At 70.1% G+C, this 20,373-nt stretch carries 21 protein-coding genes and 1 pseudogene; 16 read left to right on the top strand and 6 right to left on the bottom strand.

Features of this window, described 5'->3' with window-relative positions; all coding sequences use genetic code 11:
- Window positions 1–4: 4 nt before the first annotated feature.
- The 3 genes from OG972_RS10620 to OG972_RS10610 all read right to left on the bottom strand — a co-directional run bounded on the left by OG972_RS10620 (window position 5) and on the right by OG972_RS10610 (window position 2,341).
- Window positions 5–430: a hypothetical protein gene (locus tag OG972_RS10620; RefSeq protein WP_266980435.1), complete on the bottom strand. Its 426-nt coding sequence runs from the start codon at window positions 428–430 to the stop codon at window positions 5–7.
- A gap of 122 nt (window positions 431–552) precedes the next feature.
- Window positions 553–1,449, bottom strand: coding sequence for an acyl-CoA thioester hydrolase/BAAT C-terminal domain-containing protein (locus OG972_RS10615; RefSeq protein WP_266980433.1), 897 nt, complete (start codon window positions 1,447–1,449; stop codon window positions 553–555).
- Window positions 1,450–1,456: 7 nt separating this feature from the next.
- On the bottom strand, window positions 1,457–2,341 hold the full coding sequence (locus OG972_RS10610; protein ID WP_266980431.1) for an SIS domain-containing protein: 885 nt from the start codon (window positions 2,339–2,341) through the stop codon (window positions 1,457–1,459).
- 185 nt (window positions 2,342–2,526) lie between these two features.
- On the opposite strand from OG972_RS10610, the gene OG972_RS10605 reads away from it, so the two are divergent.
- Window positions 2,527–3,327, top strand: a complete 801-nt coding sequence (locus tag OG972_RS10605) for a DeoR/GlpR family DNA-binding transcription regulator (protein ID WP_266980429.1) — start codon at window positions 2,527–2,529, stop codon at window positions 3,325–3,327.
- A 42-nt stretch (window positions 3,328–3,369) separates the two neighbouring features.
- Here the strand turns inward: OG972_RS10605 and OG972_RS10600 are convergent, their stop codons facing one another.
- Complete coding sequence (locus OG972_RS10600) at window positions 3,370–4,185, bottom strand: ricin-type beta-trefoil lectin domain protein (protein ID WP_323135863.1); 816 nt, start codon at window positions 4,183–4,185, stop codon at window positions 3,370–3,372.
- Window positions 4,186–4,232: 47 nt separating this feature from the next.
- The gene (locus tag OG972_RS10595) at window positions 4,233–5,441 is read right to left on the bottom strand and encodes an RNA-guided endonuclease TnpB family protein (protein ID WP_266980427.1); all 1,209 of its coding nucleotides are present in this window, start codon (window positions 5,439–5,441) and stop codon (window positions 4,233–4,235) included.
- 25 nt (window positions 5,442–5,466) lie between these two features.
- Here OG972_RS10595 and tnpA point away from each other — a divergent pair.
- The 14 genes and pseudogenes from tnpA (at window position 5,467) to OG972_RS10525 (ending at window position 17,912) form a co-directional block, all read left to right on the top strand.
- A pseudogene (gene tnpA / locus OG972_RS10590) lies at window positions 5,467–5,930 on the top strand (IS200/IS605 family transposase).
- An 855-nt stretch (window positions 5,931–6,785) separates the two neighbouring features.
- A complete protein-coding gene (locus OG972_RS10585; protein ID WP_266980425.1) occupies window positions 6,786–7,220 on the top strand; it encodes a hypothetical protein in 435 nt (144 codons plus the stop codon).
- Window positions 7,221–7,259: 39 nt separating this feature from the next.
- Window positions 7,260–8,432: a Gfo/Idh/MocA family protein gene (locus OG972_RS10580; RefSeq protein ID WP_266980423.1), complete on the top strand. Its 1,173-nt coding sequence runs from the start codon at window positions 7,260–7,262 to the stop codon at window positions 8,430–8,432.
- Window positions 8,433–8,806: 374 nt separating this feature from the next.
- The gene (locus OG972_RS10575; RefSeq protein ID WP_266980421.1) at window positions 8,807–9,805 is read left to right on the top strand and encodes an MBL fold metallo-hydrolase; all 999 of its coding nucleotides are present in this window, start codon (window positions 8,807–8,809) and stop codon (window positions 9,803–9,805) included.
- A 62-nt stretch (window positions 9,806–9,867) separates the two neighbouring features.
- A complete protein-coding gene (locus OG972_RS10570; RefSeq protein WP_266980419.1) occupies window positions 9,868–11,250 on the top strand; it encodes an ATP-binding protein in 1,383 nt (460 codons plus the stop codon).
- Window positions 11,247–11,675, top strand: coding sequence for a roadblock/LC7 domain-containing protein (locus tag OG972_RS10565; RefSeq protein ID WP_266980417.1), 429 nt, complete (start codon window positions 11,247–11,249; stop codon window positions 11,673–11,675). The genes OG972_RS10570 and OG972_RS10565 overlap by 4 nt, the downstream gene beginning before the upstream one ends.
- Window positions 11,672–12,025: a DUF742 domain-containing protein gene (locus OG972_RS10560; RefSeq protein ID WP_266980415.1), complete on the top strand. Its 354-nt coding sequence runs from the start codon at window positions 11,672–11,674 to the stop codon at window positions 12,023–12,025. Before OG972_RS10565 ends, OG972_RS10560 begins: the two co-directional genes overlap by 4 nt.
- Complete coding sequence (locus OG972_RS10555) at window positions 12,003–12,617, top strand: ATP/GTP-binding protein (protein WP_266980413.1); 615 nt, start codon at window positions 12,003–12,005, stop codon at window positions 12,615–12,617. The genes OG972_RS10560 and OG972_RS10555 overlap by 23 nt, the downstream gene beginning before the upstream one ends.
- Window positions 12,614–13,891 (top strand): cytochrome P450, encoded by a 1,278-nt coding sequence (locus OG972_RS10550; protein WP_266980411.1) that lies wholly within the window; start codon window positions 12,614–12,616, stop codon window positions 13,889–13,891. Before OG972_RS10555 ends, OG972_RS10550 begins: the two co-directional genes overlap by 4 nt.
- A 104-nt stretch (window positions 13,892–13,995) precedes the next feature.
- Window positions 13,996–14,394: a cell division protein SepF gene (locus OG972_RS10545; RefSeq protein ID WP_266980409.1), complete on the top strand. Its 399-nt coding sequence runs from the start codon at window positions 13,996–13,998 to the stop codon at window positions 14,392–14,394.
- A 55-nt stretch (window positions 14,395–14,449) separates the two neighbouring features.
- A complete protein-coding gene (locus OG972_RS10540) occupies window positions 14,450–15,679 on the top strand; it encodes an AAA family ATPase (protein WP_266980407.1) in 1,230 nt (409 codons plus the stop codon).
- A complete protein-coding gene (locus OG972_RS10535; RefSeq protein ID WP_266980405.1) occupies window positions 15,676–16,035 on the top strand; it encodes a nucleotide pyrophosphohydrolase in 360 nt (119 codons plus the stop codon). The genes OG972_RS10540 and OG972_RS10535 overlap by 4 nt, the downstream gene beginning before the upstream one ends.
- Window positions 16,036–16,159: 124 nt before the next feature.
- Window positions 16,160–16,684 carry a DUF6099 family protein gene (locus OG972_RS10530; protein ID WP_266990390.1) on the top strand — a complete coding sequence of 175 codons (525 nt, stop codon included), beginning with the start codon at window positions 16,160–16,162 and terminating at the stop codon, window positions 16,682–16,684.
- 403 nt (window positions 16,685–17,087) lie between these two features.
- The gene (locus OG972_RS10525) at window positions 17,088–17,912 is read left to right on the top strand and encodes a hypothetical protein (RefSeq protein ID WP_266980403.1); all 825 of its coding nucleotides are present in this window, start codon (window positions 17,088–17,090) and stop codon (window positions 17,910–17,912) included.
- A gap of 187 nt (window positions 17,913–18,099) precedes the next feature.
- Here the strand turns inward: OG972_RS10525 and OG972_RS10520 are convergent, their stop codons facing one another.
- On the bottom strand, window positions 18,100–19,023 hold the full coding sequence (locus OG972_RS10520) for an LLM class F420-dependent oxidoreductase (RefSeq protein ID WP_266980401.1): 924 nt from the start codon (window positions 19,021–19,023) through the stop codon (window positions 18,100–18,102).
- A gap of 322 nt (window positions 19,024–19,345) precedes the next feature.
- Here OG972_RS10520 and mmuM point away from each other — a divergent pair, with 322 nt between their 5' ends.
- A complete protein-coding gene (mmuM, locus tag OG972_RS10515) occupies window positions 19,346–20,323 on the top strand; it encodes a homocysteine S-methyltransferase (RefSeq protein WP_266980400.1) in 978 nt (325 codons plus the stop codon).
- Window positions 20,324–20,373 lie beyond the last annotated feature (50 nt).

The following is a 20,373-nucleotide window of genomic DNA, read 5'->3' as shown; positions in this document are numbered from 1 at the left end:
GAGTTCATGCTCCTCGTCTGCCGGATGCGGGACCAGCGCATCGGTGAGCAGCTCGACGGCCGAACGCAGCACCGTCGTCGCCGTCCTCGCCGATGACCCTGGTCCCCAGCGCTTGGTCGATCCACTCGATGACGCCGTGGATGGCGTGATGCTTCTCCAGCCGGTCGAACACCGGGCCCAACTGCGGTTCGGAGCGCCGCAGACAGGGGACGAGGTCCAGGTCCTCCCGTTCGTGGTGCGCGGTCGTCAGCCGGCAGTACGAGGCGCAGCAGGCGCCCAGGCCCCAAGCGTTGCCGGCGCGCGCCGAAGTTCGGCGGGCGCGGACGGCATGCCGAAGACGGCCTCCGCTCTGCACCGTGGGGGTGCCGATGCCCTGCTCGATGACGTGCTGTCCGATGCCGCGCCGTCGCAGGTCGGCGCGGAGGGGCATCGAGCGGGAGGTTCGGCAGGGGTGTCGCGCTCGACGCCGGACCGAGGCTGAGGTCCGGGGGCGTGACCGACCGTCGGCGGGCGGGCGTCGAGCCTCGGGGCACAGCCCGACAGCACGCGCGGTCATACGGTGTCCGGCTCCCGAACCCCGTGCAGCACATCGAGTACGTACGGCCAGGCGGCCGCGCCGAGTGCCGCGTCGGCGGCGGGCGAACCGCCGTACAGGAATCGGTCGGACACCGGTGCAGGGCCTTCGCCGGGAAAGCGCGGGCGGTGTCCGGCATCGGCGTGAGTGACCACCCGTACCGGCCGTCCGGCCGTGCGACGCCGAGCGGCCAGCTCTTGGGCGGAGCGCAGGGACGGCCACATCGCATCGTCGCCGCCCGCGACGATCAGCAGGTCGGCGGCGGACCGTTCCACCGGGATCGCGGCCGCGTCGACACGGGCGGCGAAGGTTTGCCGACTGCGTTCGTACCAGCCGAGGACGGCGACCGGAGTGCCTTCCGGTTCGGTCTGCGTCCAGCTGTCGTCATAGGGGACGAAGGGCAGCGGCTCGCCCCGCCAGGTCCAGGACGACCGGTACGGGTGAGTCCGACCGTCCTGCCCGGGCCCGACATTGGCCCAGGTCAGCGACGTGGGGGAGAGTGCCACCACGGCATCGGTCCCGGGGTGCAGCACCGAGAGATGCAGCGCAGCTTCCGTGCCCTTGGAGGTGCCCAGCACCCCGATGCGCCGCGCCCCGCGCGACCGGAGAAGCTCGGTCGCGGACACGAACGTCTCCAGCGGGACCTCGCAGATCCCGGGCGGCTGCCCGGCGCCGCCGAACCAGCGGACCGACAGGGCGGTCAGGCCTTCCCGCGCCAGGATCCGGCATCGCTCGTCCTCGATCCGTCCACTGGACCCGGCAAGGACGAGGACACCGGTATCGCCGCCCCGTGCGGGCGCGGCGAGGAACCCCTCGCACGCGCCCCCGCGCACACCGTCGTGCGGAACGGTGAGCGCGCGTTCGATGACGCCCATCCGCCGGTCAGGCGTCGGTGAGAACCACCGAGCGGGTCAGGTGACGGGGGCTGTCCGGGTCGATGCCGGCGGCCTCGGCGCGGGCGATCGCCAGACGCTGTACGCGGACCAGCTCGGCCAGCGGGTCCAGGCCGCTCGCCACCCAGCGGGCGCCGGTCGACGTGACCTGCTCCTCAAGACCCTCGGGAGCGGGACCGAACACCCAGGTGGCGGTGCCGGTGGTGGCGATGCTGATCGGACCGTGGCGGTACTCCATCGCCGGGTAGGACTCGGTCCAGGAGAGCGACGCCTCCTTCATCTTGAGCGCGGCCTCGTTGGCGAGACCGACCGTCCAGCCCCGGCCGAGGAAGGTGAACTGGGTGCACTCCAGCAGCCCTTCGGGCAGCGGCTCGGCCAGTGCGGTCTCCGCGTCACGGACCACGGCGTCGGTGTGCAGGCCGAGGTGGGCGCGGAGCAGCGTGAGCAGCGTGGTGGCGAACCGGGTCTGCACCACGGACTGCTCGTCGGCGAAGTCGAGGACGACGACATCGTCGGCGGACGTCATCACCGGGGTGTTCGGGTCGGCCGTGATCGCGACGGTGCGGGTGACGCCACGGAGGCGGTCGAGCAGCTCCAGCACCTCGGTCGTCGTGCCCGAGCGGGTGAGCGCCACGACCCGGTCGTAGCTGCGGCCGAAGGGGAACTCCGATGCGGCGAACGCGTCGGACTCGCCCTGTCCGGATTCCTCGCGGAGTGCGGCGTACGCCTGAGCCATGTAGAACGAGGTGCCGCAGCCGACGACGGCGATGCGCTCGCCCGTGGCGGGCAGGGCGGCCGACTGGCTCTGTGCCAGGTCCGCGGCGCGACGCCAGCACTCCGGCTGGCTGGCAGTCTCAATCTCGACAAACGACACTTTTGCACTCCGTATGGGTGTTGGGATGCTCGTTCACGCACGTTATACACGTCCTACGATCATTATCAAGCATTCTGCTTGCATAAGGCTTGACTGATCGGCGCCTTGTGCGACCCTTGCGCATGTCCGGTGACATTGCCCAAGGGGATGGGCGTTCGAATCCCGGGCCCGTAAGGAGAGTTCACTTGTCCAGGGATGCTCGGTGGGACGCGCTGCTTGAGCTGGTCGGCAAACACGGCCGGGTGGAGGTCGAGGACGCCGCGACGACGCTGGACGTCTCGGCCGCGACCATCCGCCGTGACCTGGACCAGCTCGCCGAGCAGCAGTTGCTCACCCGAACCCGCGGCGGCGCCGTCGCGCACGGAGTCTCGTACGAACTGGCGTTGCGCTACAAGACGGGACGCAACGCCCCGGAGAAGCAGGCCATCGGCCGCGCCGTGTCCGAACTCGTGGCGGTGGGCGAGGTGGTGGGACTGACCGGGGGCACCACGATCACCGAGGTCGCCCGCTCGCTGGCCGTGCGTTCCGACCTTGTCGGTGACACCGGCCCCGGGGCCGGTGGGCAGCCGACCCTGACGGTGGTGACCAATGCCCTCAACATCGCCAACGAGCTGGTGATACGGCCGCAGATCAAGATCGTGGTGACCGGCGGAGTGGCCCGGCCGCAGTCGTACGAGCTCACGGGGCCGCTGGCCAGTGGCGTGCTCGGCGAGATAACGCTGGATGTCGCCGTGCTGGGCGTCAACGCGATCGACACCGAGCGCGGGGCGTACGTTCACCACGAGGGCGAGGCCAGCATCAACCGGCTGCTCGCCGAGCAGGCACAGCGGGTGGTCGTGGCCGCCGACTCCTCGAAGATCGGCAAGCGTGCCTTCGCCCGGGTCTGCGATCTCAGCCAGGTCGACTTCCTGGTCACCGACACCGGCATCACTCACGACGCGAAGGCCCGTTTCACCGAGGCCGGCGTCACCGTCATCGCTGTGTGAAGGTGACGCCGGCCCGTCCGGCGGTGACGCCGTCCCGCGGGATCAGGCGCGGGGCGCGGTCCACTGCTGGTCGGCCTTGCCGGTGCAGTCGCGCAGTTCCACACGGTGCCCGGTCTCGTTGCCGCCCGGGGCGTACAGGCACTGGCCGGTCGCGTCGTTCACGATCGAGCCCTGTGCGCCGTACGTCCAGGTCGTCAGCGGTCCGGGAGCGCCCGCACAGGTCGTGATCGTGACGGGGACCTTCTTGTCGTTCCCCGCCGCCTCGGGCGCGGCGGTCAGGCAGAAGTTGTTCACCAGGCGCAGCGTCCGGTCGGCGCCGTGCACCCAGCCCTGGTCGGTGCGCCGGTGGCACGTCTCGACGACCGCGGCCCGGTTCTCGTCGGCGGCCAGATCGGCGTCCTCGGCCCATTCGAGCTGGGCGTAGTCCACGCCTTCCACGTCCAGGCAGTTGCCCGCCCGGTCGGTCACCGCGTCCCGGGTGGAGTTGCCGATGCCCAGGACCTGCTCGCCGCCGTCGGGGCCGATCGTGCTGGTGACGTTGGCGCAGTCACCGTTGTTCTCGGGCCGGGTGGCCGTGCCGGTGACCCGGGTGTTGTTCAGGGTCGTGGCCTCGGGAAGACCGAAGGTCGCCGCGCTGTAGGGCTGCTGCACACAGGTGGAGCGGGTCATGCTCCACTCGTAGTACTCGACCCAGTCGACCATGCCGGCCGTCTTGATCCCGGTCGCCGGAGTCAGGATGCTGCCCAGCTTGAACGAGGTGTGGGCGGTGGTGTCCTCGACGGTGGCGCCGAACCAGCCGCCGCCCTCCGAGGCCACGTTGAACGTGTAGGTGTGACCGGCCTTCCACGGCACGTTCATCCGGCAGCTTTGACATCCTCGCCGCCCTGAAGGATGGCGATTCCCGTCTACCGTGCCGTTGAAGGCCGCGGTGTCGGGTGGGTTCCTGTTTCGCTGCGCGGTGCCGGGACGAGTCCCGGTCTTACCTGCGCTCCACAGGCTGTCACGGCCAGTCCGGCCGCCTTGGCGATGTTGACCGCCGCGTTGATGTCCCGGTCCAGGACCGTCCCGCACGTCCCGCAGGTCCAGACGCGGATGTGCACGGGCTTGGGGCCGTCCTTCACGCCGCACACGGAGCAGACCTGAGAGGTCGGCTCGAAGCGGCCGATCCGGACGAACGTCCGCGCGTACCGGGCGGCCTTGTACTCCAGCATGGCCACGAAGGCGGACCATCCGGCGTCGTGGACGGACTTGGCCAGGCGCGTGCGGGCGAGTCCCTTGACCGCCAGGTCCTCCACGGCGACCGCTTGGTTCTCGCGGATCAGCCTCATGGAGAGCTGGTGATGGAACTCGCGCCGCGCGTCCGCGACACGGGCGTGTTCCCGCGCGACGCGGGTCCTGGCCTTGTCCCTGTTCTTGGAGCCCTTCTCCTTGCGGGACAGGGCGCGCTGCGCCTTCTTCAGCCGTTTCTCCGACCGGCGCAAAATGCGCGGGCTGTCGATCTTCGTTCCGTCGGAGAGGACCGCGAAGTGCCCGAGGCCGAGGTCGATTCCCACCTCGGGTGTCGTCTTTGGCAGGACCTCTTCCGGGCCGGTCTCGACGACGAAGCTCGCGAAGTACCTGCTCGCGCTGTCTTTGACCACTGTCACCGTGGACGGCACGCAGGGCAGCGTCCTGGACCACTTCACCTTCACGTCGCCGATCTTCGGCAACCTGAGCTTGCCGCCCGGCGTGATGGACCAGCGGGCGTTCGCGGTGAACCGCACCGCCTGACGGGTGTCCTTCCGCGACTTGTACCGAGGGGCACCCATGCGGGGGCGCTTGCCCTTCAGGCCGTCGAAGAAGTTCCGGTACGCCGCATCCAGGTCCCGCAGAGACTGCTGGAGTACGACCGCCGAGACTTCGCCGAGCCAGGCTCGCTCCGGCGTCTGCTTCGCCCCGGTGATCAGCGACTTGGACAGGTCGCCGGTCTTCGGGAACGGCAGCCCCTTGCTGCGGGCGGTCTCCCGGGCCCTGAGGGCGTCGTTGTAGACCACTCGCGCACACCCGAACGCCTTCGCCAGCCACGCACACTGACCGGCGCTCGGGTACAGGCGGAAGCTGTACCGAAGCTGCACACCGATCATGATGCACAGTTGGTTTCTGAGTATCGATGAGAACGTTCGTACAGGTCGTCACCCTGCGTCTTCCGGCTTCACGTCCACTTGGTTTTCATGACGAAATACCAGCATTCCGTCTTCGCTCACCGACACCTGTTGCGCCGCGAGGAGATCATGCGGAGCGTGCGCGAGGACTTCGAAGCCGAGCTGGTGAAGTTCAACGGCGAATCCAACCACGTCAACCTGCTCGTGAACCTCCCCCGAAAGTGGCTGTCTCCAAGCTGGTGAACTCCCTCAAGGGCGTCAGCTCGCGCAGGCTCCGCCAGGAGTTTTTCGACCTCGTCCGCCACTACTGACGGACGCAACGCCTGTAGTCCGGCCGGCTCCTACTTTGCCCGATCCGTCGACGGCGTTCCGCTCAGCATCGTCAAGCAGTACATCGAGCAGCGGAACCGGCCGCTCCGACCCGAGCTGGGGCGGACAGCGCGAATCCGTGCCCACAGCTGAGGTCAGAGCAGTGTTGAGATTCGCGTCACCACCGGGCTGAAGCCCGGTAGTCGGTGCCCTCGCCGCCGAAGTCCTGGCACCAGCTGCCTTTGCTGCCGGGTTGGCCTGGTTCACATCCCAGATGGAGAAGAGGAACAACTGGTCCTCGCCCCCGTTGTCCTGCATGCCGATGTAGCCGCCGTTGCCCTGGTTGAAGCCGAACCGATGCGACCAGAAGGTGTGCGAGGTGAAGCCGGGGTCGGCAGTGACCGTGGTACTCCATGTCACGGACGACAGGTCCGGGGTCCCGGCGGGGAAGGTGTGGTGCGTGTACGTGCCGGGGGTGTCCCCCCAGCCGTCCTCGTTGGCGTCCGCCGTGGCCGCCGTGGACATGCCGATACCGGCTGCAAGCGCCAGTGCCGCGACGGCACTTCCGGCGATGCGGCCGAGCCGACCGCAGCCGGACCTGGACGTGCGAGAGCTCATACGGGCATACTCGCCTCTGCTCGAGAATGTTGGGAGTTGCGATCATCGGTGCAAATTTGAGCACGAGGTCGCGTCCTGGACCCGCGATGAACCCACTGGTTAAGAGGTTCGGCGATCTCGTCGAGGCGCTTCCGTGTCGATTTGTGCCCGCGTTGTGCCGGACTCCGGGTCGTCAACGGGGTTAAACCTGACCTTCTTCGGAACTTTTCGGTGTCTATAAATGTTCGTTACCTACGAGAAATGGACAACTCTTGCCACTGAGGTGCACTGTCGTGAACTATGTGGCTGTCGCCGCGAGGGAGCAGCGGCCGCACCGTCACTGGTGCGTGCCGCAATCGTGATCGCGGGACACTCCCCCTTGCTCCATCAGCCCTGGAGGTGCCTGTGACGATGGCAGATGCGCCGGTCCGACTCTCCTTCGACAACGGCATCGAGGGCACGCACTACACCCGTACCTCCGGCGGCGACATCAAGCTCACCGCCAAGGGCAACGCCGAGGCCGTGACCACCGCCATGCCGCTGGCCTTCCTCGCCAACACCCCGGAGTACATCTACCTGCCCGGCAAGTCCGAGATGGCCTCGAAGATCCACGGCTGGCAGGAAGAACTCCTCAAGATGGGCAAGGCCAACCCCACCAGCGGTCACTTCTCGGACGCCTCGACGAAGAAGGGCACCTCCATCGGCACCGCGGTGAGCGACACCGTCCTCGACGTCGTCGCGGGCCGCAAGCCGATCTCCGCCTTCCAGGATCAGGTGAAGAAGTGGCGCTCGGGCGGCGGCGACGAGATCCGGGCCGAGTTCGAGGCCTCGATCGCCGGTAAGTAGTCTCCGCCCGCACCACCCGTACAGACAGAAGGGACCCCCGTGTCAGACCTGCGACTCGGCGTCATCGGGCTCGGCCTCCGCCGCTCCATCGCGATGTCCGCCCACCACCCCGGACAGGGTTCGGCGATCACCGCCGTCTGCGACCTCGACCCCGAGGTGCGGCAGCGCGAGGCCGAGCGCTTCGGCACCGATGTCGCGGTCGAGGACTACAAACTGCTCCTCGACCGGGACGACCTCGACGCGATCATCATCGCCACCCCGGACGACACCCACGAGGTCATCGCCATCGATGCCCTGCGGGCCGGCAAGGCGGTCTTCGTCGAGAAGCCGCTCGGGATCACCGTGGAGAGCTGCGACAACGTCCTGCGCGCCGCGTACGAGACGGGGACCCGGCTGTACGTCGGTCACAACATGCGCCACATGGGCGTCGTGCGGCTGATGCGCGACATCATCGCCCGCGGTGACATCGGCGAACCGAAGGCCGTGTGGGTGCGGCACTTCGTCGGCTACGGCGGTGACTACTACTTCAAGGACTGGCATGCCGACCGGACCCGCACCACCGGACTGCTGCTCCAGAAGGCCGCACACGACATCGACGTGCTGCACTGGCTGGCCGGCGGCTACACCCGCCGCGTCAACGCCCTCGGCGACCTCCTCGTCTACGGCGACCTGCCGCGCCGCGAGGCGGACACCCCGCGCCCGGACAACTGGCTGCGGGAGTTCGACTGGCCGCCGACGGCCCGCAAGGACCTGCACCACATCGTGGACGTCGAGGACGTCTCGGTGATGAACATGCAGCTCGACAACGGCGTCGTGGCCGCCTACCAGCAGTGCCACTTCACCCCGGACTACTGGCGGAACTACACCGTCATCGGCACCGAGGGGCGGCTGGAGAACTTCGGCGACAGCCCCGGTGACGAGGTCAAGGTTTGGAACACCGGACCCAGCGGATACCGAGCCGAGGCCGACATCACCTACCGGGTGCCGGAGGCCAATGGCTCGCACGGCGGCGGTGACACCCGGATCATGGAGGAGTTCTGCCGGTTCGTCCGCGAGGGCGGTGTCACGGACACCTCTCCGGTCGCCGCCCGGATGAGCGTCGCCGCCGGGGTCCTCGCGACCCGCTCGCTGCGTGAGGGCGGCGCACCGTACGACGTGCCGGCCCTCGACCCCGAGCTGATCGCGTACTTCGAACGCGGTCAGGTCCGCTAGTGCCGTGACCGGCAAACATGGCCGGTCACGGCACTAGGAACAACCGGCCGGAAGCCGTGGGGACCTCCGGTGACAGCGCTGTCAGGCACCGTCGCCGGAGGTCTCTCTGCGTCCGTTTTCAGCCATGCTCGGTGGGTAATCGGCCCCTTCCTGTTTGGCGGCCGCTCGATCGGTCACGGCCGCGAAGCGTGACACCGTCGGGTGAAATGAGACCGATCATCCGGAAGATGTCGTACGGGGGTGAGGGGGCCCGGTCCCGTACCGTCACCGCCGCACCGCGACCGGTGCGAGCAAGGGGTGACTTTGCGCCAAACGGAACCCTCGGTGGCCGAGTTCGAACGCGTTGCAGGTTCGCGGTCGGCATAATCGCGTCCATGTCGATCACGGGCGGAGACTTCGTCGAGCTGGGCCGGGACCTGTACGCATGGCTCCCGCCGAAACGGGGCTGGGGCCTCGCGAACTGCGGCCTCCTGACGTCAACGCGTGGCGCGATCTGGATCGACACCCCGTACGACCCCGTGCTCGCCGGCCAGTTCCTGGCGGAGTCCACGAAGCGGCTGCCCGACGGGGCCGCCATCGACCGGGTGATCGTCACCCACGCCAACGGGGACCACTTCTGGGGCGCGGGCGTACTCCCGGACGCGGAGATCATCGCGACCCGCGAGGCCCGGGAACACATTCACTACGAACCCACCCCGAAGCAGCAGCACGCCCTCGTCCAGGGAAGCGATCCGGCCACCGCGCTCGGTGAGTACCTCAAGCGCCACTTCGGCCCGTTCGACTGGTCACGGACCGAACCCGTGCAGCCGACCACGTACTTCACCGGCGAACTCGAACTGACCCTGGGGGAGTACCCCGTCCAGGTGACGGCCCTGCCCCCCGCCCACACCACGGGCGACCTGATCGTGTACCTGCCCGCGCAGCAGACCGTGTTCAGCGGCGACGTCATCTTCGCCTCCACGCCGGAGCAGCCGGGCGACCATCCGGTGCACTGGGCGGGCCCCCTCTCCCACGTGATCGCCGCCTGCGAACAGGTGCTGGCCACCGGCGCCGAGACCATCGTCCCGGGCCACGGTCCGGTCCTCGACCCGGCCGGCGTGCGCGCGCACATCGGCTACCTCGAACACGTACGGGAGCGCGCCCACGCCCTCCACGCGGCCGGGGTGCCCGCACTGGAGGCGGCCCGCCGGGTGATCGCCGAGGGGCGCCACCCCGAACTCGGCCTGGCCGAACGCCTTGTGGTGACGATCGGCAGCGAGTACCGGCAGCTCGACGGCTCGAAACTGCCCGGCGTGCTCCAGGTGATGACCGATGTCGCCGTCGTCGCTCAAGAAGTGGAGCAGTCCCGTGGGACGGCAGACCACGAGGGGTGACATCCGGATCTTCCGCCGCCCGGGCGGGGAGTCCGACCCGACCACAGAAATACGGTGACGGCATGGCATGGATCGTGGCGCTGGCAGCCGTCGTCACCGCCGTGGTGGCCGTGGTCCGCTCCCAGAACGCGGCCCGGGACGCCCATGTGGCGTGGGCCCGCGCCGAGCTGGCCGAACGCCAGGCGAAGGCGGCCGATGCCCGTACCGTCGCCCTCACCGATGAGATCCGGCAGCTCGCCCGGAAGCGGATACCCGCCGCCGCGCTCGCCCTCTCCCACCCCAGCGCGCCGGTCCCCGGACTGCGGGAGGCGGCCGAGATCGACGGCGGATCCGCGACTCTCCTGACCGAGGCGGTGCAGGCCGCACGCGCGGCGGTCGTCGAGGAGCGGCAGCGCGTCGACGCGGCCGCACGCGCGGCGATGCGCGGCACCTCCGCCAAGATCCAGTCGCTGCTCAACCAGTCCCAGCAGCTGCTGCACGAACTCCAGCACGAGTACGACGACCCGCGGATCCTGCAGTTGGACTTCCGCAACGAACTGGCGCTGCGCCGCACCCAGGCCACCGCGGTGCTCTGCGACGCCTGGCCGGGGCTGGCCCGGCAGAACTCGCCGCTCGTCGAGATCGTGCTCGGCGCCCAGTCCCGGGTCGCGGGCTACGAACGGATCAAGGTCGCCAACCATCTGCGCGACGAGTGGCTCGCCGTCGTCGCCCGCGCCGCCGAACCGCTCGCGATCGCCCTCGCGGAGCTGCTGGCCAACGCCACCGCCTACTCGCACCCCGACACCGACGTCCAGGTGACGGTCCAGCAGAGTGGCGGCCGCGGCGCCTTCCTGGTGATCGACGACGCGGGCATCGGCATGGACGACGACGCGCTGGAACGAGCCCGAGCCCTGCTGGCGGGCCCGTCCGAAGTCCTCCTGACCGAGCTGGGCGATCCGCCGCAGACCGGCTTCGCCGTCGTCGGCCGGCTGGTCGTGCAGTACGGCTTCAGCTGCCACATCGAGGCGTCACCCTTCGGCGGGATGCGGACGATTCTGAGAGTGCCCGCCCACCTCCTGACGGTGCTGCAGGACGACCCCAGCCTCTCCGCCCTCGCCCCGAAACCGGTGCACGCGCACACTGCGGCGCCGGCCACCGCCGAGCCCACGGCCCCCGCTGCGGCCGAGCCGGAGCCCGCCGTCGAGGTACGCACCGAGCTGCCCAGCCGGCGCCGCCGAGCGCCCCGCCCGGCAGGGGTACGGTCCACGCCCGCGGCCCCGGTGCCCCCGGCCGGCCCACCGGCGCCCCGTACCCCCGAACAGGCCGAGGCGTCCTGGGCGGCGCTCCAGCAGGGCACCCTCAGCGGCCGGAGCGCCCCCGCCCCGGCCGCCCCACCGGCATCGGAGCACGACGAAGACCCGAACGCCCGGAACGCCAGGAACGACGAAGGAGACGACGAGACGTGAGCAGCACCCCTACCCCCACCACCGGTGACCTCGCATGGGTGCTGACCCCTCTGCTGGAACTGCCCGGAGTGCAGCACGCCGTGGTCGCCACCGGCGACGGGCTCGTCGAAGGAGCCTCGCCCGGCCTGGACCGGGCGTCCGGCGAGCGGGTCGCCGCCATGACCGCCACCCTGCACGCCGCGGCCCGCGCCTTCACCACCGCGTTCACCGATGTCGAGACCCCGCGGCTGGCCCAGACGGTGGTCGAGTCCGACCAGGGCTTCGCCATCGTCGTACCGGCAGGGAAGAACACCACGCTCGCCCTGTTCGCCGAACCCGGGGCCAGGCTGGGCGACATCGCGTACCAGATGCAGGTGCAGGTCAACGCGCTGACCCGGGCGATGAACGCACCCGCCCGCCAACCGGACACCGCCGCCCGGCCATGAGCGCCGGCCCAGGACGCCGCCTGATCCCCGCCTATCTGGTCACCGGTGGCCGGACCCGGCCGACCGGACCCGCACTCGACCGGCTCGCCGTGCTCGTACGCACCGACACGGCCCTGGCGCCGGACACCGGCTCGGAACAGCGCAGGCTGTGCGAGCTGCTGGAACCGGGCGCGCTCACCGTCGTCGAATGCGCGGCCCACCTGGACCTCCCGGTCAGCGCCACCGTCTTCCTGGCCACGGATCTCGCGGCCTCCGGACACCTGCACACCCGACCGCCGATCCCCAGTGCCGGGGGGACCGACCGGTCGCTCGTCGAGAGGCTGCTCGTTGGACTCCGCTCCCTCCACTGACCGGACCGGCATCGGCTATCTGCCGCCTGCCGCCCAGACCCTGATGAAGCTCGTGGTCACGGGTCCCTTCGGCGTGGGCAAGACAACCCTGATCCGTACGCTGTCGGAGATACCCACGCTCCACACCGAAGAGGCGATGACCCAGTCCAGCACCCGGCTGGACGACACCGCCGGGCTGCCGGACAAGACGACCACCACGGTCGCCGTCGACTTCGGCCGGCTGACCGTCCAGGACGACCTGGTGCTCTACATGTTCGGCACCCCTGGACAGGAACGCTTCCTCCCGCTCTGGGAGGACATCGCCCGCGGCGCCCTCGGCGCCCTCGTCCTCGTCGACACCCGCCGGCTCGGCGACTCCTTCGCCGTCATGGACATGGTCGAGGAGCAGGGATTGCCGTACGCCGTCGCCGTCAACCGCTTCCCCGACGCCCCCGCCCACACCGACGAGGTCCTGCGCAAGCACCTCGACCTCCACCCCGACACCCCGCTGCTCCAGTGCGACGCCCGCGAACGCCGCGGCAGCATCGACGCCCTGATCGCCCTCGCCGAGCACGTGCTGACCCGTCTGCCCCAGCCTCAGGACCCGTCATGACGTCCCCCGCCCACTCCGCGCGCCCGGCCCGCTCCGTACAGCCGCCGCAGCCGCTCGCGCTGTACGGCCCCGACTTCGCCGCCGACCCGCACAGCCACTACCGGCAGCTGCGCGCACACGGCCCGCTCGCCCCCGTCCGGATCGCCCCGGGCATCGACGCCCTTCTGGTCACCGACTACCAGGCGGCCGTCGACCTGCTCCGCGACACCCACACCTTCACCAAGGACCCCCGCGCCTGGCAGGCCACCGTTCCCGCCGACTCACCGGTCCTGCCCATGCTCGGCTACCGGCCCACCGCACTCTTCAGCGACGGCGACGTGCATGCCCGCTACCGCGACACGATCAACGACAGCCTGGCCCTGATCGAACCGCACGTCCTGCGGGCCGAGGTCGCCCGGGTCGCCCGGCAGCTCATCCGGGAGTTCGCCGCCACCGGCAGCGGCGACCTCGTCGCCCAGTACGCCCGACGGCTTCCGCTGCACGTCTTCACCACCTGGTTCGGCGTACCGCCCGAGGACAGCGAACGGATCGTCGACGGCATCGGCGGCATGTTCAACTCCGCCGAGGACTCCGCCGCCGCGTACGCCGACCTCGTCACCGTGGTCACCGAGCTGGTCGCCGAACGGCGTGCCCGCCCCCGCCGCGACCTCACCTCGTACTTCCTCGGCCACCCGGCCGGTCTCGACAACGACGAGACTGTGCGTCAGATCACTCTGGTCATGAGCGCGGGCCACGACCCGACGACCAACCTGATCGGTAACGCGCTGCTGCACATGCTCACCGACACGCGCTACGCCGGCTCGCTGCACGGCGGAGCGATGACGGCCCACGAGGCGATCAACGAAGTCCTGTGGCAGGACCCGCCGCTGGCCAATTTCGCCGCCCACTACCCCCGCCACGACACCGAGTTCCACGGCGTCCAGCTGCGCGCCGGGCAGCTGCTCCTGGTCTCCTTCGCCGGGGCCAACACCCAGTCCCCGCCCGCCCCTTCGGACCCCGGCGTGCGCTCCGGAGGCAGCGCCCATCTGTCCTGGTCGGCGGGGCCGCACCGGTGCCCCGCGAAGCAGCCGGCACTGCTCATCGCGATGACCGCGATCGAGCAGCTGACCAGCCAGCTGTGCGATGCGGAACTGGCTGTTACGGCGAGTGAACTGATGTGGCGACCAGGTCCGTTCCACCGCGCACTGGTACATCTCCCGGTCCGTTTCACCCCGCTCGACGTGACCGGCGACACGGCGCTCTCGGCCCCGTCGGAGGTGTCGATCAGCCGATGACCCGTGTCGGTGGTACGCCGAACGGGTGAGGGGCGCGAGAATTGCCCGATGAACAGCGAGCGCAGCCGGCGCAACGCCGACCGAAGCACAGACGGGGTGGTCCGGTGAGCAGGTACGACAGGTATGACGTCACGGACGAGCAGTGGGAGGGACTGGCCCAGGTCGTACCGCTGCGCAGCCGCAACGAATGGCCGTCACGGGTCGACCACCGCGCGGTCCCCGACGACCACGAGACCGTCGAACAGCGCCGCATGGTCGTGCTGCGGGTGCAGGTCTTCGCGGACGCGCGCGAGGTGGCCGAGTATCTGGTCGCACAGATCCCGGTCCTGCTCGATCTGACCAGTGCCGAGACCGATGTGGCCAAGCGGATCCTGGACTTCACCAGCGGTGTGGTCTTCGGGCTCGGCAGCGGAATGCACCGCGTCGACCGGAACGTGTTTCTTCTGTCGCCGGCCGGCATGGAGGTCGAAGGGGTCGCGGCCGCGGGCGTCCCCCGATCGTAGGAAGGTCGCGCGGGCGGAACGGTTCGCCGGTCGACGGCGTGCGTACGGTCCGCTCATGACTGCACGCTGCCCGGAAAACCCGTGGGCGACCCCAGAGGCATCAGCCGCCCGAGAAGCCCGAACCGAGGCTGTCCGAACCGAACCTCCCCGAAACAGTGCGGTCCGTTCCGCCGGCCCCGTCGTCACCGAACTGCGGCTCTCCGCCTTCGCCTCGCACCGTGGCACCGTCCTCCCGGTGGGCCCGCTCACGCTGCTCGCGGGGGCCGGTGGCAGTGGGAAGTCCAGCGCGCTGCGGGCGTACGAGGCGCTGGCCCGGCTGGGCGCGGGCGACCCGCTCGACGAGGTGTTCCCGGACCCGGATGCGTACGTACCCGAACGGGCCGGTCCCGACACCCAGGGGCGCCGCGGCTTCCGGATCGGCTGCACCGCGACCGGCCCGGCAGGACCGGTCCGGCTCGACCTGGCCGTGCAGGCCGAGCCCGCCCTTCGGATCGTCGGCGAATGGCTGACCGGCGGCGGCGAGACGCTGCTGACCACTGCGCTGCGTGACCCCAGGGGCTCGACGGTCCAGGCGGCCTGGCACACGGCCGGCACCGTCCCGGTGACCCGGGCGCCACTGCCGGACGACCTGCTCGGCACGGCGCTGCTGCCGCTGCGGGTCGCGGGCACGACCGAGGGACAGTTACGGGTCCTCGCCGCCGCCGAACAGATGGTCGTGGCCCTGCGCTCCGTCTTCGTCTGCGAACCGCAGCCGCAGCGGATGCGGGCGCCGGTGCCCGGCGGGGAAGGCCGGTTGCGCCGGGACTGCGACAACCTCGCGGCGGTACTGGAACGGACACACACCCAGTGCGGACAGCGGCATGCCCGGCTGGTGGCGGCGGCCGCTGCCGGATGCGCGGGGACGGTGAGGGGGCTGGGCGTCGAGCGGCTCCCGGACGGGTTGCTGCGCGCCGTGGTGGAGCGCGACGGCGGTCACCTCACCCCGGTCGGGCGGCTCGGCGACAGCGAGTTGAGGTATCTGGCGCTCGCCCTGGTCCTGCTCACCGGCCCGGGGGTGCTGGCCATGGACGCCGCGGCGGAGGTGCCGTCGGCCATGCAGACGCTCACCGTCCTGGTCGACGGGCTGGACCGGGACCTGGACGGACGGCAGGTGGCGGAACTGCTGGCCCTGGCCGCGTCGGTCGGCTCGACCGGGCACCTCAGGCTGGTGGGGACGGTCGCCGAGGCGGCCACCGCACGGGCCCGTGGGACGGCCGGTGCGACGGTGGTAGACCTGGGACCGTGAACGGACTCGATGTACAGACACTGCAGCGACGGCTCGCCGCGTTCGCGGCCGCCCGTGACTGGGAGCAGTACCACACCCCGAAGAACCTGGCGGCGGCGCTCAGCGTCGAGGCGTCCGAACTGGTCGAGATCTTCCAGTGGCTGACGCCGGAGCAGTCCGCGCAGGTGATGGAGGTGCCCGAGACGGCGCATCGGGTGGCGGACGAAGTCGCGGATGTGCTCGCGTATCTGCTGCAGTTCTGCGAGGTGCTGGGCATCGATGCGCTGGCGGCGCTGGCGGAGAAGATCGACAGGAACGAAGCGCGCTTCCCGGTTCCGAAGCCTCCAGAGCCTCAAGATCGTCACTCTTCGGAGTGATCGACTTCTCCACAGTCGATTTCGTGTCCACAGATTTCCGAAATCCCCTGGCCTTTCGGTACCGCTCCCTTCACTGTGGGTAATGGATGAGGTGAGCGGGTTTTCGTTCGGACGGGGGCGACGTATGGAAGCGGAGCGGCTCATAGAGGTAAGTCGGCGGGCTCTGGCGCAAAGCCGGGGCGCGCCGTCCATCATGGCGGAGGCCTGGCAGGTCCAGGCGCTGGCCCAGGCGATCGGCGAGCACCTGGCGGCCCACGGGCCGAAGGCGCTGCGGGGCGAGGCACGGGGGCTCGGCGAGATCGGGGGAAGCGGCGGCGGGGCGCCGGACCATCCGGTGGTGCGGACCGGCACGGCGCGGGCGGCGCAGCTTGCCGAGGTTGCCGATCCCCGGGCGGCACTGACCGGTCTCGGCGCGCTGCTGGGGGAGATGGGGATGGCTCTCGTCGCGGTGGCCTGCGACACCGGCGAGGAGAGCCTCTACTGGCAGTGCATCGAGGCGATCGATGCGGCCGACGAGGCGCTGGACCGGGTGCACAGCATGCTCCGGCTCCTCGCCGAGCAGGACCGGGAGCAGGACCGGCAGCGGGAGCGGGACGGTGCGTACGGTGCGGTGCGCGGACCGGCGGGCTCGGCGGCGGGCCCGTTGTGACGGCGCGAGAATGAGGCTGGAGCTGGACCTACTCCGCGTTCCCTCATGACAGGGCGTGCTGACCTTCGAACGCCACAACACCACGGGTGGACGCGACACATGCTGCGTCCACCCGTGAGCCGGACGGCCCTGGTCGTCGATGGCGCTCTGGCATGTGGCCGCGGGGACCCCCGGCACAGTGTGCGCGTCTGACGCCATTCCCGCCCGGTGGCCCTCGTGGCTGCCCATCCGAATGGGCGGATTGTCCGCTGCCGCGACCGAGTGGCGTGCCTTGCTATATAGTCCGCGCCTCGTAACCCCACGTCAGGCGGGGGGCCGGAGGAGGGGTACGTAGATGAAGAGGCGGGTCGGGCTTGTCGGGGTGGTTGCGCCCCTTTGTTTTGCGGCCGTTGGCTGCTCCGTCGTGGGCGGGGAGGATGGGCAGCCGGCCGCGGCGAAGTCGGCAGCGGCATCCGCATCCGCGGCTGCGGCTGCATCGGAGAAGGCGCCCGCCTCGCCCGAGACCCCCGGCGACTTTCTCGACCTCGCCGAAAAGGCCATGGCGGCGCAGCACGGATGGACCTTCGCCGTGCGCGGGCAGGAAGGGCTCACCCTGCAAGGGCAGCAGCCCAGCAATGCGTCCTATACGGCCACCGTGCGGCTCACCAGTGATCCCGAGGCGCTCCAGTCGCATGGGGTCATCATCAGCAGTAAAGGGCAGCGCAAGCCCGAAGAGGTCTTCGTCGTCGGCGGTACGGGGTACGTGAAGGAGGGCGACGCAGGCGCCTGGAAGCAGGGGGCCCTCACTGATCCGGTGATCGCGAACAAGGTCGAGGATCCCGTCGCTGTCATCCAGACGTTCCGGACCTACCTGAAGCAGGGGGGCGTCACCCTCACCGAGGCGGACAGTCACGGCAAGGTGCGGCTCCAGGTGCGGGTGGCCTCGCCGCGCAAGGTGCCCGAGGTGCAGGACCGTGCCTATGTGAAGTCCGCCGTACGGGAGATGGAGCCCGTCCTCGACCAGCTCCGAGGGGCCGGCGTGGCGGTGGACAAGTCTCAGGTCACCCTGTCCCGGCTGACCGAGACGCTGACGCTTGATGCCAGGACGGGGAAGGTGGAAGCCCACGCGTTCCGGTTCGCCTTCCTGATTCCGAACGGCGGGCAGAACATCACGTACACCCAGGACGTGAGCGAGGAGAACCGTGGAGTGTTCGGCGGCAGCATCGCCCTTCCCCCGGGGGTGAGTTGACGGGTCGGGGTGGCCGCGGACGGGCCGCCGGATTCCGGGGCGGGGGCAGCGCGAACAGCGGACCGCCCCCGCGGCCGAACCTCACCCGTCACAGGTCGACCGGCGCACTCATCTGCAGGTTGAGGCAAGGACCGCGTCGGTCGGCCGCGTCGGTCAACAGGCCCCCACGACTTCCCACTGTGGCTCGCTACGAGAGTTGCGGCATCACGTCGGACGCGATCAATTCCAAGTGGTCCAGGTCGTCAAGGTCCAGCATCTGCAGGTACATCCGCTGTGAGCCGACGGCCCGGAACGCCGAGATGCGCTCGACTACCTCTGCGGGAGACCCGGCAAGACCGTTTGCCTTCAGCTCGTCGACGTCGCGGCCGATGGCTTCCGCCCGGCGCTTCACCTCCGCGTCGGTCTTGCCGACACAGGCGACGAGGGCGTTGGAGTAGACGAGGTCGTCCGCCCTGCGCCCGCAGGATTCAGCCGCCGCACGCACGCGCTTGAACTGCTGCTCCGTGTCGGCAAGGGACGCAAACGGAATGTTGAACTCGTCGGCGTACTGAGCGGCAAGAGCGGGTGTCCTCCTGGCTCCGTGACCGCCGATCAGGACAGGCACCCTGGCCTGGGCCGGCTTGGGCAGCGCGGGGGAGTCCGAAAGCTGGTAGTACGTCCCGTCGAAGTCGAATCGCTCACCGACGGGGGTGTTCCACAGCCCGGTGACGACCGCGAGCTGCTCCTCCAGGCGCCCGAACTTCTCCTTGGGAAACGGGATGCCGTAGGCCGCGTGCTCTTCCGCGTACCAGCCGGAGCCGAGACCCAGCTCCACCCGTCCGCCGGACATCTGGTCGACCTGCGCAACCTGGATCGCGAGGACACCGGGGAGGCGGAAGGTGCCGGCGGTCATGAGTGTTCCGAGGCGGATCCGCGTCGTCTCGCGCGCGAGACCGGCAAGCGTGATCCAGGCGTCAGTAGGTCCTGGGAGGCCGTCCACGGCTCCCATGTGCAGATAGTGATCCGAGCGGAAGAAAGCTCCGTAGTCGAGTTCCTCGGCTGCCTTGGCGACGCGGAGCAGCGTCTCGTAGGTCGCCCCTTGCTGCGGTTCTGTGAAGACACGAAGATCCATGCATCCATCATGCCCGTGGTGTACTCACGGACTCGCCTCGAACCGCTGTCGCACGCGCATCACGGCGTGCGGAGGGCACGGTACTCAGGCGTACTCAGGCCGTTTCTCCGCGATCACCTCGCTGCCCGGAGAAGGACCGCTACCGTGGGTCATACACACACCTGTGCGCTCCTCGTCACCGACATGCAGAACGCCCTGGTGGCGATCGCGTCCGGCTGTCGTGGGATCCGGGCCTCCTGCGGTCCCCGGCCGACGAGGACCGTATCGCCGCGGCCCACGCACGCACCTGTGCAGGTGGTCGACCGGAGGGAAGTGAGCAGCTGTGCAACCCGCCCGCCCGCTGGCCGCCGCGCTCGCCGAAGGAATCGTCCTCCTCGACGGCGGTCTCTCCAACCAACTGGAGGCGCAGGGCTGCGACCTGTCCGACGAACTGTGGTCGGCCCGCTTGCTGGTCGACGAGCCACGGCAGATCGAGGCCGCGCACCGGGCGTATGTGCGGGCGGGGGCGCAGGTGCTCATCACCTCCGGCTACCAGGCGACGTACGAGGGTTTCGCGCGGCGGGGGATCGGCCGGGACCGGGCGACGGAGCTCTTCGCCTCCAGCGTGGAGCTGGCCCGGCGGGCCGGTGCCGCGGCGGACCGGGAGGTCTGGGTCGCGGGCTCCGTCGGTCCGTACGGGGCGATGCTCGCGGACGGCAGTGAGTACCGCGGGCGGTACGGGCTCTCGGTGCGGGAGCTGGAGCGCTTCCACCGGCCCCGGATCGAGGCGCTGGCCGCCGCCGGTCCCGATGTGCTGGCGCTGGAGACGGTGCCGGACACCGATGAGGCCGAGGCGCTGCTGCGGGTGGTCGACGACTACGGGCTGTCGGTCTGGCTCTCGTACAGCGTGGCGGGCGACCGGACCCGGGCGGGGCAGCCGCTGGAGACGGCGTTCGGGCTCGCCGCCGGGCATGACCGGGTGGTGGCCGTGGGGGTGAACTGCTGCGATCCGGCGGACGCGGACCGGGCGGTGGTGACGGCGGCCGAGATGACCGGGAAACCGGTCGTCGTCTACCCGAACAGCGGGGAGCAGTGGGACGCCGAGGGCCGGGGATGGACCGGTGGTGCCACGTTCGACCCTCGCCGGGTGCGGGGCTGGCAGGAGGCCGGTGCGCGGCTGGTCGGCGGCTGCTGCCGGGTCGGGCCCGGACCGATCGCGGAACTGGCCGGGCTGATCGCGGCGGGACGGACGGCGCGGGGGTCAGGGAGCGGGTCGGCGTGTGGCACGGACCGTGGGACGGGAGGGGCGACAGAACCGTAGGCACCACGAAAATGCCTGGTCGGGGGCGGTGATCCAGACCATACTCGGAC

This window comes from Streptomyces sp. NBC_01669, from assembly GCF_026339735.1.
GTDB classification, from domain to species: Bacteria; Actinomycetota; Actinomycetes; order Streptomycetales; family Streptomycetaceae; genus Streptomyces; species Streptomyces yanii.
Note: the sequence above shows the minus strand (reverse complement) of the source record. Positions and strands in the feature narration are given on the sequence as shown.